Origin of the sequence: Gordonia sp. CPCC 206044 (assembly GCF_048537895.1) — a bacterium.
Taxonomy (GTDB): Bacteria; Actinomycetota; Actinomycetes; order Mycobacteriales; family Mycobacteriaceae; genus Gordonia.
Window position 1 is genome coordinate 69341 of sequence record NZ_JBCLVL010000009.1, and the last position, 13137, is coordinate 82477.

The following is a 13137-nucleotide window of genomic DNA, read 5'->3' on the forward strand; positions in this document are numbered from 1 at the left end:
GGCGTCTCGCTGACGGCAGCCAGAGTTCGTCGACCGAAACCGGTATCTCGCCGATGCCAACCAGAGTTCCCGTCGACAGCACGCCGGAGAGGCGCGCACCCGCCCGGCGGGATGTGCTCGCGTGGGTGCTGTCAGCGAGAAACCGGTTGCCGTCAGCGAGAAACCGGTTGCTGTCGGCGAAAAACAGGTTGCTGTCGCGGACGAGCGGACGAGGTACGACCGTCGGTGAGTCCGAGGGGCGGGGGCGGGGTCGGTCCGGGCAGGTGCCCGGGCGTCAGTCGTCGAGGAGTTCGTACTTGATGTCGGTGGTGCGCCGACTGGTGGCGGCAGTGGTGGCCGGGTGCACGGCGATCAAGCCCAAGCCGTTGCGCCGACGGCAGGCGGCCGCGAGCACGTCGTAGGCGGGCCGGCCGATGAGCTCGATCAGCTCGGGGCCGTAGGACTCCCACACCTGCGTGGCACCGACGTGCGCGTCGGGTGATCCCGAGCAGTACCACTTCAGATCGTGTCCGCCTTCGCCCCAGCCGCGGCGGTCGAACTCGGTGAGCGTGGTGCGCAACACCTGCGTGCCGTCGGGCCGATCGACCCATTCCTCCTCGCGTCGCATCGGCAACTGCCAGCACACCTCGGGTTTGACCGTCAGCGGCTCGATCCCACGGCGCAGCGCCATCGAGTGCAGAGCGCATCCCGCGCCGCCGGGGAAACCGGCACGATTGAGGAAAATGCAGGCGCCCTTGTACTTTCGCGTCTTGAGGGCGGGCTCGTCGTCGAGGTCGCCCTCTTCGAGGTAGCCCCGCGGACCGAGCGGGTCCTTGCCGGTGCCCTTCTTGTAGTTCTGCCAGTCGCCCTCGGTCAGCATGGCCATCGACCTGGCCAACTTCTTACGATCGGCCTTGTCCGACAGGTAGGCACCGTGGGTGCAGCACCCGTCGTCCTCGCGACCTTCGATGATGCCCTGACAGGCGGGTGTGCCGAACACACACGTCCAGTGCGAGAGCAGCCAGGTCAGGTCGGCCTTGATCACGTGTTCGGGGTTCTCGGGATCAGCGAACTCGTACCACTCGCGGGGAAAATCGAGCTCGACCTCGGGCGCAGGTTTCATGCGCGTCGATGTTTCGGTGAGGGCCACATCCCCAACGGTAACCGTCCCCGACGACTTCGCACGGCGTAGGCGCCCCACCCGCGATTCCCGCCACCGGATGGTGGGATATCGCCGAGGAGCAAGTAGGGTAGGGCGACGTGCGTCTAGGAGTGCTCGACGTGGGCAGCAATACGGTCCACCTGCTGGTTGTCGACGCTCATCGCGGTGGTCACCCAACGCCGATGAGTTCCACCAAGACGGTGTTGCGCCTCGCCGAGCAGATCGACGACCAAGGCTGTCTGTCGAATCGTGCTGCCACCAAACTCGTCGAGTCGATCGACGAGTTCACCCACATCGCCTCGACGTCGGGCTGTGAACAGATCATGGCGTTCGCGACGTCGGCGGTCCGGGACGCCAACAACAGCGACGAGGTGCTCGCCGAGGTCGCCCAGAAGACGGGTGTGCAGGTCAAGGTGCTGTCCGGACACGACGAGGCGCGGCTCACCGCGCTCGCCGTCCGACGCTGGTACGGCTGGAGCGCCGGACGGATTCTCGCCCTCGACATCGGCGGGGGATCGCTGGAACTGTCCAACGGCGTCGACGAAGAACCCGACGTGGCGCTGTCGTTGCCGCTCGGTGCGGGTCGGGTCACCCGAGAATGGTTGCCGGGAGATCCGCCGGATCGTCGGCGGATCGGGGTGCTGCGCGACTGGCTGGATGCAGAACTGCGGCCGGTGGCCAAAGAGCTGGTCACGCCGGGCGTCGCCGACCTCGCGGTGGGCACGTCGAAGACCTTCCGCAGCCTGGCACGGTTGACCGGCGCCGCGCCGTCGAGTGCCGGACCGCGGGTGACGCGACAGCTCACCGCCAACGGGCTGCGTCAACTCATCGCATTCATCTCTCGCATGACCCGCGACGATCGTGCGGAATTGGAGGGTGTGAGCGCCGACCGGGCCGGACAGCTGGTCGCCGGCGCACTTGTTGCGGAGGCAGCCATGCGTGCGCTCTCGGTCGATACACTCGAGATCTGTCCGTGGGCGCTGCGCGAGGGTGTCATCCTGCGGCGGCTCGACGCCGAGCCGGCGCAGATCGCGGAGACCATCGCAACCGTGGGAACCAGGGGAGCAGGCCACGGCGTTGCATGACCGGGTGATGATTCGCGGAGCCGAACGGCACCGCAAACACACGTAGAACGACGTCCCGCGTGGGGGCGGGTTGATCTCGAGGACGGAGAGCGCACTTCATGGCCAACGAACCGGACCATCCCGACGACACGCCGTCGCGGCCGATCTCGGTGTCGGAGCTGCTGGCACGTAGTCGCGAATCGGGCGACTCGACCTACAGCCCGTCCCGGGAGGGGCGTGGCCGACGCCGCGTCGGCCGCGAGGGTTCGGTGTCGGTGTCCGAACTGACCGGTGAGATCCCGAAGATCGGTGACGAGGCCCCGGAATCCGACTCGCCGCCGAGCGGGCGCGCGGCCCGCCGTGCCGAGACCGGTCCGTTCCCGCGTTCGGAGAATCCGGTCGCCCGGCGCCGCGCCGACGATGCGGCCGTCGCCGATCGTCCCTCGGTGCCGAACGCCGTCGGTGCCGACCGCCCCGCCGACCCGGCCCCCGCGCCGACGAGGTCGTTCGACCGACCGTTCACCGAGCCGACCGCCCCGGCGGCCCCTGCCACGCGCGATTTCAGTGCCGAGGCAGTCGCGCAGCGATTCGGTTCGCAGCGCACCGACCGTGACGACGAGAACGCGAATGCGGTGACCGGCATCATCCCGATCGTCGAGACCGAACGTGACGACGTCCACGTCGCCGAGCACGACGACCTCGACGGCGGAGAACTGTTCGACACCGAGACCGAGGTGGTCGACACGGACCCGGCGCGGTCCGGTTTCGACGAGCCGGTCGACGACTTCGATGCCTACCGTGCCTTCGCCGACGTCGAGGAGGACGAGGAACCCAAGCAGCGGCGCGGTCTGTTGGGCAGGCTCAAGCGCAAGACGGTCGACCGCTCCGCACGCCCCGCGGCCGCCCGCGCCCGTGAGGACGAGCAACCGGCAGTCGCTCCGAGCGCACCGGACACCTCGCACGACGATGTCGACCTGTGGGACGAGGACACGTCCGAGACGCCCGGCGTCGACGAGACGCAGGAATCCGCGCCGACGCTCAATCTCGGCCAGACATTCGCCGCGCCCATGCAGCCGGAAGTCGACGACGCACCGGAACCCGACGCCGACGACGCGCCGACGGTCGCCGCACCGGCCTCCGACGTGTGGTTCGGTGACGACACAGACCAGGATGCCGCCGACGAGCACGCCGACCACGACGGTGTCGATCCGTCCGTGGCAGATCCGTTTGCGGCCGAGCCCTCGGATGCCGATCACCTGCTCTCCGATTCCGATCACGACGACACGGTCGTGACCCCGCCGGCCGCCGGTGTCGTGGCGACCGAGTCCCACGACGACACCGGGGCCGACGAAACCGGCGCCGATGACAAACGTGAGGTCTCACCGGTCCTGGCGTGGCTGTCGGTCATCGGCCAAGCGGTGGCCGGGTTGGCGGTCGGCGTCGGCCTCTTCTGGGGGTTCACCGAACTGTGGAAGTGGAACGTCTACTTCGCGCTCGTGCTGGCGGTGCTCGTGATCTTCGGCATCGTCACCTTCGCGCACCTCGTGCGTCGTACCAAGGATCTGACCACCACCCTGCTCGCTCTCGGAGTCGGACTGATCGTCACGATCGGTCCGCTCGTGCTGCTGGCGACCTGATGCGATCCGAGAGCGGCACCACGTGACACGTCCCGCACCGAGCCCGTCGTCGACGACACCGTGACCGATCCGCAGCGACCTGAGGTCCGCGACATCCCGATCGGGTTGTCGACGGCGTCGGTGTATCCGCAGAACACCGAGGCTGCCTTCGCCTACGCCGCCGAACTCGGCTACGACGGTGTCGAGCTCATGGTCTGGGGTGAAGCGGTCAGCCAGGACATCGGCCACGTGGAGTATCTGTCCGAGCGCTATCAGGTGCCGGTGCTCTCGGTACACGCGCCGTGTCTGCTCATTTCGCAACGCGTCTGGGGTCGTGACCCGTTGGTGAAGCTCGCCCGCTCGGTGCAGGCCGCCGAGGATCTGGGTGCCCAGACCGTGGTGGTGCATCCGCCGTTCCGCTGGCAGCGCTCCTACGTCGAGGCCTTCGACGACATGGTCGCCGAACTCGAGTCCGACAGCGGTATCGCGATCGCCGTGGAGAACATGTTCCCGATGCGGGCCGATCGGTTGTTCGGGGCGGGCGAGCGCTCGGCGCGGCGACTGGCCGATCGTGGAGGGCTGCCCGGCCCCGCGGTCTCGGCGTTCGGGAAGTCCATCGATCCGACCGACGACGGCTATGCGCACTACACCCTCGATCTGTCCCACACCGCGACCGCCGGGGTGGACGCCCTCGCGATGTACGAGCGGATGGGGGGCCGGCTCACGCATCTGCATCTCGCGGACGGCGACGGCGCTGCCACCGACGAACATCTGCTACCCGGCGAGGGGCGCCAACCCTGCGCCGAGGTGTGCCGTCGACTGGCCGCGAGCGATTTCGCAGGCTCGGTTGTGTTGGAGGTCACGACCAGTTCGGCGCGGACCAAACCCGAGCGCAGTGCGCTGCTGGCCCGTTCGCTAGATTTTGCGCGGCGGCATCTCGATCGCGCGATGCCCAGCGAATCCCCGGGGCGCGTCGGGTCCGAACATGTCTGATCGGGCAGTGCCCCGCGAGGGCCGGACCCGATGAGAGAGCAACACAGATGACCGAGAAGCTGGATCAGATCCGTGATCTGACCGAGGCAGGCCGCGACGGCGACGGCCGCATCACCTACCGGACCGTCATCGACCCGGTCTTCACGATCGGTCCCAAGGTGCACGGGGGATCGGTCCAGATGGTGGTCGCCCGCGCCGCGAGGTCGGCGCTCGACGCACTCGTGCCGGTCGGGGAGGCCGCCGAACAGAAGTATCCGGTGGCGATCTCCAGCGACTACCTCTCGGCACCGGATCCCGCCGAGGTGGACATCGAGGTGACGGTCCGCAAGACCGGGCGCACGGTGACGGTCCTGACCGTCGACATCGTGCAGGGCGGACGGACCATGGTCGCGTCGTCGGTCACCTGTGCCCGTCCGGACGTCGGCGCGCCGCGGTATTCGGCGCCGAATCTGCTGGACCTGATGCCCGTGGAACCGACGCGCACGGCGCTCTGGCTCGACGGTTCGCCGCTCGAAGAGGTGAATCATCTCGGTCCGGCACTGGAGCTTGCACTCGACCCGGTCACCGTCCCGATGGTCCGCGGTGAGAAGGGCGATCCCGTGGTGAGGGGATGGGCGCGCCCCAAGGGCGGTGAACCCGACGCCGAGTTCGGCATCCTCATCGGCGACATCTCGGTGCCCGTGGTGATGAATCTCGGTCTGCTGGGATGGGCGCCGACGGTCCAGCTGACCACCTATGTACGGCGGTATCCGGCGCCGGGCTGGCTGCGGTTCGCCGCGACCAGCACCGAGGTCGGACCCGGCATGTTCGAAGAAGACCATCTCGTGGTGGACTCGACCGGAGCCGTGATCGTGCAGACCCGACAACTCGCCCTCATCCCGCAGGGTGCATAGACAACGACAGGTGCCGCGCTGCATCGGCGGGCCCGACCCACGTCAGGAAGGCAAACACTCGTGACCGAACGCATCGCCATCATCGGTGGCGGAAAGATCGGCGAAGCGCTGCTGGCCGGTTTGATCCAATCGGGCAAGCCGACCAAGGATCTGGTCGTCGCGGAGAAGATGGCCAGCCGGGCCGACGAGATCGCCGCGGAATACGGCGTCCTGGTGACCGACGTGACCACCGCTGTCGAAGGTGCCGAGTACGTGTTCCTGGCGATCAAGCCCGATGCGGTCGACGACGTGCTGCGCGAAGTCGCACGGGCCGAGGACAGCGCCGACAACGAACGCGTGATCGTCACCCTGGTGGCCGGGCTGCCGATCCAGCGCTACGAGAATGCGTTGCAGGCCGGTTCGCCGGTGATCCGGGTGATGCCCAACACCCCGATGCTGGTCAACGAGGCCATGTCGGCGGTCGCGCCCGGTCGCTACGCAGGCGAGGAGCAACTCGCCGCCGTGGTGCGCCTGCTCGAGGCGGTCGGCAAGGTGGTGGTGGTGCCGGAGAAGCACATGGACGCGGTCACCGCGGTGTCGGGTTCGGGTCCGGCGTACGTGTTCTTGATGGCCGAGGCCATGATCGACGCGGGTGTGGCGCTGGGTTTGAGTCGTGTCCAGGCGAGCGAGTTGACGGTCCAGACGATTCGCGGTGCGGGGCTCCTGTTGAGCGAGTCGGGCCTGTCGCCGGTCGATCTGCGGGCCGCCGTGACATCGCCGGGCGGTACCACCGCGTCGGCGATCCGCGAGTTCGAGGCGAACGGTTTCCGCCACGGTGTCTACGAGGCGACGAGGGCGTGCGCGGCTACGAGCGCCAAGGCCGGACATCGACCCGACGTTGAGGGTTTGGGCGGCCAGAACAGCGGTCGAACCGACATCGACGCCCCATGATCTGGGGTCGATCGTCAGAGAAACCCCAGGATGTAGGGGTCCTCCGCGAAAACGGCACAAAATCCACACAACTTACGTCGCTTTTTTCACATCAGCCACGCTAAGCTCCTCTAAGCACGTGCGTGTCTGATGTCCGCCGGAGGGGAAGCCGGCGGCCGCGACGCGTGCACCGGAGGTATGAGTGATTCATGGCACCTGCAGAGAAGCCTGACAGGACTCCGGCGGTGGGAAACGCGACCTCCGGGTCGCAGTTCCTCACGGTCGCCGAGGTCGCATCCCTGATGCGTGTTTCGAAGATGACGGTCTACCGGCTGGTCCACAGCGGTGAGTTGCCGGCGGTGCGCGTCGGCCGCTCGTTCCGTGTGCATGCCAAGGCAGTGCACGACTACCTGGAGACCTCGTACTTCGACGTGGGTTAGGGTTTTCGCCCGCGCCACCACGAGAGTGTCCTCCCCCGGACGGTCCGTTCATCACGAGCGGCCCGCCGGGGGAGTCGTGTATCGAGACCGGATTTCGCCTGATCGACAGCGGCCGGTAAAGTGGCAGTTCGTGCTGATGCCCACGTGCCGTGCCCAGCGGCGGCCGGGCGCACCAGATGTCCGAGAAAACCGCGTCAACCGTGAGGAAGCACCCCAATGGGTTCTGTGATCAAGAAGCGCCGCAAGCGCATGTCGAAGAAGAAGCACCGCAAGCTGCTGCGGCGAACCCGGGTGCAGCGTCGCAAACTCGGCAAATAGTCGACTGCCGGCGACACCGCCGAGAAGAACCCGCCACGAGGCGGGTTCTTCGTGTTTGAGACATCCCTGGTCGAGGCGTCCCTCTTCGAGATGTCACCGATGTCTGGCGATCGGTGCTCGCCGCTTACCGGCGTCGCCTGAACTCGGTGCGCCGATTCAGGCTCGGTCGCCCAGGGAGCAAGTCCCGGGTTGTCGTCCTGCTGATGCCGCGGATCTCTCGCAAGAGGAATCCGACGGCATGCCTTAGCCTGGGGAGCATGTCAGACGCGACACCCGCGCCCCCGCGTACGGTCCTGGTCACCGGGGCATCCACCTTTCTCGGCGGCTACCTCGTTGCGCGTCTCGCGGCCAATCCGTCGATCGAGCGGGTACTCGCGGTCGATTCCCGATTGCCGCGCAAGGATCTGATGCGTCGGATGGGCCGCGCGGAGTTCCTGCGGCTCGACATCCGGCGACCGGCGATCGCCAAGGCCATCGCGAGTTACGGGGTGGACACCGTGGTGCACGCGGCCACGTCGATCATGGAGACGGCACCGCACTCGACGGCGATCAAGGAGTTCAATCTCGTCGGCGCGATGCAGGTGTGCGCGGCCTGTCAGCGCAGTCCCTCGGTCAAACGATTGATCCTGCGGTCGACGGCCATGGTCTACGGAGCCAGCGCCCACGATCCGTCGCACTTTTCCGAGGAGACCCCGGCGCGGCGCGAACCGAAGCGCGGTTACGGACGCGATCTCCTCGACATCGAGGGCTACGTGCGTGGTCTGGCTCGACGTCGCCAGGACATCGACGTCACGATCGTCCGTCCGCAGGCGATCCTCGGACCGCGGATCAACACCCGGATGGGCTCGTACCTGTCGCTACCGATCGTCCCGACCGTGATCGGGTATCAGCCGCGACTGCAATTCCTGCACGAGGAGGACGCGCTCGCGGCGATGGAGCACGTGGCGCTCGGCGGCAAGACGGGCACCTTCAACGTCTCGGGTGAGGGTGTGGTCACGCTGACGCAGGCGATCCGGCGGATCGGACACATCGAGTTGCCGGTGCCTAGCAGTCTGCTCGCTCCGATCACCGGGGTCTTCCAAGACCTTCGTTCGGCTAAATTACGGTCGAGTCAAACCGAGTACCTGACGTACGGCCGAGTCCTCGACACCACCCGGATGCGTTCGGAACTTGGCTTCGCGCCACGGTTTTCGACGATAGAGACCGTCGACGACTTCATCGAGAGAGGCCGCAGTTCGGCGATCATCGAACCGGATTCGTGGCGAGATCTCGAGCGACGCATGGTGGCGGCCGCGCATCAGTTGCAATGAAATGCAATGCGGTGAACCATGGGTGGCGGGTCGTCTGCGTGAGATCGAGCACAAGTCTGCATGAGCACTCATGAGGCCTTAGACTTGGTCGTCAGACCCACTCCGTGATGCGCGTAACATATCGGTTGATCGCCGATGCAGATCTCGGAGTTGATCGTACGAATCGGGATGCAGGGGTGAGAAGCTTGGCAGGTGGCGGCGCGACCGACGCACGTACCGCGAAGGTCATCCAGCTCTACGCAACCCCTCGGGAATCTCTCGATCCGCCAGGTGGTCGGCGTCGCACCACACGCGACCAGGCGCAGGGCAGGCATCCCAGTCAACAAACCGCTCCTTCGAAAGCTGCACCCGCGCAACAGAAGTCACGGCCGAAGGCTCCTCTCGGCCATCCCAACACCGACGGTTTCGGTCGTCCGCCCGCAGCGGTCACGCCGATCACCGACGACGTCGAGATCGCGGAGACGCCGGGAGTCGAACACCTCGGTCCGACTCGCTCGAGTCCCTTGTTCTCGTTGTCGGGTATCCGCGGTGCGGTCGCCGACTCGCTGACCGCGACGGCCGGTTTCATCCGTGAACGGATGACAGGCGAATACGAGGTCGACGAGTTCGGCTTCGATCCGCACTTCACCGAATCGGTCTGGTTCCCCGCGGTGCGGCAGCTGTACGAGAAGTGGTTCCGGGTCGAGGTCACCGGGGTCGAGAACCTGCCGCTCGAAGGCGGGGCGCTGCTCGTGGCCAACCATGCCGGGACCATCCCGGTGGACGCGATCATGACCTCGTTGGCGGTCCGTGACAATCACCCGAACCAGCGGTACCTGCGAGTTCTGGCCGCCGACATGGCTTTTGACGCTCCGGCGGTCGGTGAGGTCGCCCGCCGTATCGGCGCCACGCTCGCCTGCACCAACGACGCCGACCGGCTGCTGCGAGCCGGCGAACTCACCGCGGTGTGGCCCGAGGGATACAAGGGCATCGGCAAGTTGTACAAGGACCGCTACAAGTTGCAGCGGTTCGGTCGCGGTGGCTTCGTGACCACCGCGCTGCGCAACGCGGCTCCCATCGTCCCGGTCTCCATCGTCGGATCCGAAGAGATCTACCCGATGCTCGCCGACCTCAAACCTCTCGCCAAAATCCTTGGTCTGCCGTACTTCCCGGTCACTCCGATCTTCCCGTGGCTCGGCCCGCTCGGCGTGGTGCCGTTGCCGTCCAAGTGGCACATCCATTTCGGGCGTCCGATCGAGACCGGCGGCTACGACGAAGCGTCCGCCGACGACCCGATGGTCGTCTTCGACCTCACCGATCACGTCCGCGAGGAAATCCAGCAGACGTTGTTCCGGATGCTCAGTCGTCGCGGTAGCGTCTACTTCGGCTGACGGAGATCCCGCCCCGGAGTCTCCGATCGCGGTCAGGGAAGGTGGCACCAGCAGTGAAAGCGGTCGCCTGTCAGGGCGGTGAACTCGACGTCGTCGATCTGCCCACCCCGACACCGGGCCGTGGCCAGGTGCTCATCCGCGTCACCCGTGCCGGCATCTGCGGATCGGATCTGCACGCCCGGACCCAGGGCGACGCCACCGCCGACGTCGCGTCCGAGGTCGGCTACGACTCGTTCATGCGTTCGTCCGAATCCGTCGTGATGGGGCACGAGTTCACCGGCGACGTCGTCTCCTACGGTCCCGGCTGCCGCAAGCGCTGGGCTCCGGGGACCCCGGTGGTGTCGGTCCCGATGATCAAACACGGCGACGACGCACACCTGACCGGATTGTCGGCGCAGGCGCCGGGTGCGTACGCGGATCTGCTGCTGGTCTCCGAGGATCTCACCATGCCGGTACCCGAGGGTGTCAGCGCCGACCACGCCGCACTCACCGAGCCGCTCGCCGTCGCCCATCACGCGGTGCGCCGCGGCGAGGTCGGCAAGCGCGACGTCGCGGTGGTGATCGGCTGCGGTCCGATCGGACTGGCGGTGATCCTGATGCTCAAGGCATCCGGGGTGCGCTCGGTGGTCGCCTCCGACCTGTCGGCCGGACGCCGACAGCTGGCCCGCAGATGTGGCGCCGACGCGGTCGTCGACCCGACCGTCGAGTCGCCGTGGGAGGCGTGCACCTCTCGCCGTCGGTATCTCACGCGTGCGAGCGACCTGTTCGGTACCGCGTTCGACGCGATGCATGATCTCCAGCGTATCCCGGGTGTTCCGTGGTGGCGGTTGATGCGCGTGGCCGAACGAGTCGGTGCGACGCCTCAGGGGCCCGTGGTGTTCGAATGCGTCGGCGTGCCGGGCATCATCGAGGACATCGTGTCGCATGCACCGTTCCGGTCGCGGGTCGTCGTCGTGGGTGTGTGCATGCAGCCGGACACCTTTCGGCCCGCGATGTCGATCAACAAGGAGATCGAACTCAGGTTCGTCTTCGCGTACGACCCGGGGGAGTTCCGCGACACCCTGCACATGATCGCCGACGGCAAGGTGGATCCCGGACCGCTGATCACCGGGACCGTCGGGCTCGGTGGTGTGCGTGCGGCCTTCGATGCCCTCGGCGCCGCCGAAACGCACGCCAAGGTGCTCATCGATCCGACGAGTACCGTCGCCACCCTCTGAACCCATCTGAACCCGTCGTCGGCGCACCGGCCTATCGCGGCAGGGTGAGGATCTCGGCCCCATCGTCGGTGATGGCGATCGTGTGCTCGCTGTGGGCCGTCCGGCAGCCGGTCGCGCTGCGTAGCGTCCAGCCGTCGGAGTCGGTGATCAGTCGCGCGGTGTCGGTCATGACCCACGGCTCGAGCGCCAGCATGAGGCCCGGTCGTAACGTGTATCCGCGGCCGGGCCGTCCGGTGTTCGAGATGTGTGGGTCCTGGTGCATCGTCGATCCGATTCCGTGACCGCCGAACTCGGTGTTGATCGAGTACCCGGCGTCGCCGAGGACGGTACCGATGGCGTGCGAGATGTCGCCGATCCGGGCGCCCGGCGCCGCGACCGCGATCCCCGCGGCCAGTGCCCGCTCGGTGGCGTCGATCAGCGCGACGCTCTCCGCGGGTCCGGCATCGCCGACGATGAAGCTGATGGCCGCGTCGGCCGCGATCCCGTCCTTGGAGATGGCGAGATCGAGCGACAACAGATCACCGTCGGCGAGCACCTGGTCGGTGGGCCGACCGTGCAGCACGGCGTCGTTGACGCCCGTGCAGATGTAGTGACCGAACGGTCCACGACCGAACGACGGCGCATAGTCGACGTAACAGGACTCCGCACCGGCCGCGACGATCATCTCCGCGGTCCAGCGGTCGATGTCGAGGAGATTGGTGCCGACGGTGCTGCGACGCCGCAGGGTCTGCAGGATCTCGCCCACCAGGGCCCCGGTGACCCTTGCCTTGTCCACGTCGCTACGGTCCAGGATCTCGATCATGCGGCACCTTTCCGGCGTTTCCAATAACTATCCCGGCCATATTATCCCGGTATTAGAATCGGGTCCATGGTCAGGTTGCCGCTCACCCCGGAAGAGGTTCGACGTGGACAGCGTCTCGGCGCCCTGCTGCGTCGCGCGCGTGGGGACCGTTCGATGCTCGACACAGCGCTGGATGCCCGAGTCTCACCGGAGACGTTGCGCAAGATCGAATCGGGCCGTGTCGCGACGCCTGCCTTCTCGACCATCGCCGCGATCGCGGGTGTCCTCGGTCTGTCGCTCGACGAGGTCTGGGCCGAGATGCGTGGGCCGGACGACACCCCCGCACCGGCGGGCGTCGCGCGATCGTCAACGCATGGCCACTTGACCCGACCCCGGGCCCCGGCCCCGCGACAGCAACCCGAAACGTCGCGACAGCAACCGGAAATCCGTCGGCAGCAACTCGAAACCCCGCGACAGCAACCGGAAATCCGCCGACAGCAACCGGAAACCCCGCGACAGCAACCCTCCGCTCGCTGACGGCAACCGGAAACCCGTCGGCAGCAACCGCAACTCCGTCGGCAGCAGCGTCTCATACGCGGGCAGCGACAGGACTTCCGCGCGCAGCAACTTCTCGATCGCCGACGGCAACCAAGAACTCCGCGACAGCAACCGGACACTGTTCGACAGCACCGTCCGTCCAGCGGAGGGCGACGATCCACTTGCCGACGGCAGCTTCAACCCGGAACCGGCGATTCATGATGTGCGCCGGCGGCGCCGTGGTTCCCGGGGCTCGTCGATCGGATTCCGTCGATCAGGGTGTGGTTGCTCTCACCGCGATCTTGGTTGCTCTCGGCGAAACTCCGGTTGCTGTCGGCGAGCAGGAGGTTGCTGTCGGCTGAAAGTTGGTTGCTGTCGGCGGAATTGTGGTTGCTGTCGCGGGAGGTTGTGCGACGGTCGACCAGGCAACGAGTCATCGAGGGTGCCAGGCGGCGAGGAGGCTGTCAGGCGAGGCTGCGGGGCTGCGAGACCGCCGGGGTGCGAGGGTGCTGCGCGGAGGATGAACGACGGGAGTCGCCACCGACGGC

Annotated in this window: 13 protein-coding genes and 1 pseudogene; 11 read left to right on the plus strand and 3 right to left on the minus strand. The window is 67.1% G+C overall.

Annotation, left to right across the window (positions count from 1 at the left end; genetic code table 11):
• Nucleotides 1–274: 274 nt before the first annotated feature.
• Nucleotides 275–1102 (minus strand): hypothetical protein, encoded by an 828-nt coding sequence (locus AAFP35_RS15715; protein WP_419222720.1) that lies wholly within the window; start codon nucleotides 1100–1102, stop codon nucleotides 275–277.
• 137 nt (nucleotides 1103–1239) lie between these two features.
• Between AAFP35_RS15715 and AAFP35_RS15720 the strand changes: the two genes are divergently transcribed.
• From AAFP35_RS15720 to AAFP35_RS15765, 10 genes are all read left to right on the plus strand, one after another.
• Nucleotides 1240–2226, plus strand: a complete 987-nt coding sequence (locus AAFP35_RS15720) for a hypothetical protein (RefSeq protein WP_419222572.1) — start codon at nucleotides 1240–1242, stop codon at nucleotides 2224–2226.
• Nucleotides 2227–2324: 98 nt separating this feature from the next.
• Nucleotides 2325–3842 carry a hypothetical protein gene (locus AAFP35_RS15725; protein WP_419222573.1) on the plus strand — a complete coding sequence of 506 codons (1518 nt, stop codon included), beginning with the start codon at nucleotides 2325–2327 and terminating at the stop codon, nucleotides 3840–3842.
• A gap of 60 nt (nucleotides 3843–3902) precedes the next feature.
• Nucleotides 3903–4814, plus strand: a complete 912-nt coding sequence (locus tag AAFP35_RS15730; RefSeq protein ID WP_419222574.1) for a sugar phosphate isomerase/epimerase family protein — start codon at nucleotides 3903–3905, stop codon at nucleotides 4812–4814.
• Between the two features lie 47 nt (nucleotides 4815–4861).
• Nucleotides 4862–5707, plus strand: a complete 846-nt coding sequence (locus AAFP35_RS15735) for a thioesterase family protein (RefSeq protein WP_419222575.1) — start codon at nucleotides 4862–4864, stop codon at nucleotides 5705–5707.
• A 60-nt stretch (nucleotides 5708–5767) separates the two neighbouring features.
• Nucleotides 5768–6637: a pyrroline-5-carboxylate reductase gene (proC, locus tag AAFP35_RS15740; protein WP_419222576.1), complete on the plus strand. Its 870-nt coding sequence runs from the start codon at nucleotides 5768–5770 to the stop codon at nucleotides 6635–6637.
• A 188-nt stretch (nucleotides 6638–6825) separates the two neighbouring features.
• On the plus strand, nucleotides 6826–7056 hold the full coding sequence (locus tag AAFP35_RS15745) for a helix-turn-helix domain-containing protein (protein ID WP_419222577.1): 231 nt from the start codon (nucleotides 6826–6828) through the stop codon (nucleotides 7054–7056).
• Nucleotides 7057–7272: 216 nt separating this feature from the next.
• On the plus strand, nucleotides 7273–7374 hold the full coding sequence (locus AAFP35_RS15750; RefSeq protein WP_003402602.1) for a 30S ribosomal protein bS22: 102 nt from the start codon (nucleotides 7273–7275) through the stop codon (nucleotides 7372–7374).
• Nucleotides 7375–7631: 257 nt separating this feature from the next.
• Nucleotides 7632–8684: an NAD-dependent epimerase/dehydratase family protein gene (locus AAFP35_RS15755; RefSeq protein ID WP_419222578.1), complete on the plus strand. Its 1053-nt coding sequence runs from the start codon at nucleotides 7632–7634 to the stop codon at nucleotides 8682–8684.
• Nucleotides 8685–8860: 176 nt separating this feature from the next.
• Nucleotides 8861–10054, plus strand: a complete 1194-nt coding sequence (locus tag AAFP35_RS15760; RefSeq protein WP_419222579.1) for a lysophospholipid acyltransferase family protein — start codon at nucleotides 8861–8863, stop codon at nucleotides 10052–10054.
• A 53-nt stretch (nucleotides 10055–10107) separates the two neighbouring features.
• Nucleotides 10108–11271: a zinc-binding dehydrogenase gene (locus tag AAFP35_RS15765; RefSeq protein WP_419222721.1), complete on the plus strand. Its 1164-nt coding sequence runs from the start codon at nucleotides 10108–10110 to the stop codon at nucleotides 11269–11271.
• 31 nt (nucleotides 11272–11302) lie between these two features.
• On the opposite strand, the gene map is transcribed toward AAFP35_RS15765, so the two are convergent.
• Nucleotides 11303–12073: a type I methionyl aminopeptidase gene (gene map / locus AAFP35_RS15770; protein ID WP_419222580.1), complete on the minus strand. Its 771-nt coding sequence runs from the start codon at nucleotides 12071–12073 to the stop codon at nucleotides 11303–11305.
• 66 nt (nucleotides 12074–12139) lie between these two features.
• Here map and AAFP35_RS15775 point away from each other — a divergent pair.
• Nucleotides 12140–12382 (plus strand): annotated as a pseudogene (locus AAFP35_RS15775) (helix-turn-helix domain-containing protein); the annotation flags it as partial.
• Between the two features lie 36 nt (nucleotides 12383–12418).
• Here AAFP35_RS15775 and AAFP35_RS15780 read toward each other — a convergent pair.
• Complete coding sequence (locus AAFP35_RS15780; RefSeq protein WP_419222730.1) at nucleotides 12419–12742, minus strand: hypothetical protein; 324 nt, start codon at nucleotides 12740–12742, stop codon at nucleotides 12419–12421.
• Nucleotides 12743–13137: the final 395 nt, after the last annotated feature.

Excerpts from the sequence above, each read along its gene's own strand:
- AAFP35_RS15715 (WP_419222720.1), bottom strand. The coding sequence starts at position 1,102 with ATGAAACCTGCGCCCGAGGTCGAGCTCGATTTTCCCCGCGAGTGGTAC.
- AAFP35_RS15750 (WP_003402602.1), top strand. The coding sequence starts at position 7,273 with ATGGGTTCTGTGATCAAGAAGCGCCGCAAGCGCATGTCGAAGAAGAAG.
- map (WP_419222580.1), bottom strand. The coding sequence starts at position 12,073 with ATGATCGAGATCCTGGACCGTAGCGACGTGGACAAGGCAAGGGTCACC.
- AAFP35_RS15755 (WP_419222578.1), top strand. The coding sequence starts at position 7,632 with ATGTCAGACGCGACACCCGCGCCCCCGCGTACGGTCCTGGTCACCGGG.
- AAFP35_RS15725 (WP_419222573.1), top strand. The coding sequence starts at position 2,325 with ATGGCCAACGAACCGGACCATCCCGACGACACGCCGTCGCGGCCGATC.
- AAFP35_RS15745 (WP_419222577.1), top strand. The coding sequence starts at position 6,826 with ATGGCACCTGCAGAGAAGCCTGACAGGACTCCGGCGGTGGGAAACGCG.
- AAFP35_RS15735 (WP_419222575.1), top strand. The coding sequence starts at position 4,862 with ATGACCGAGAAGCTGGATCAGATCCGTGATCTGACCGAGGCAGGCCGC.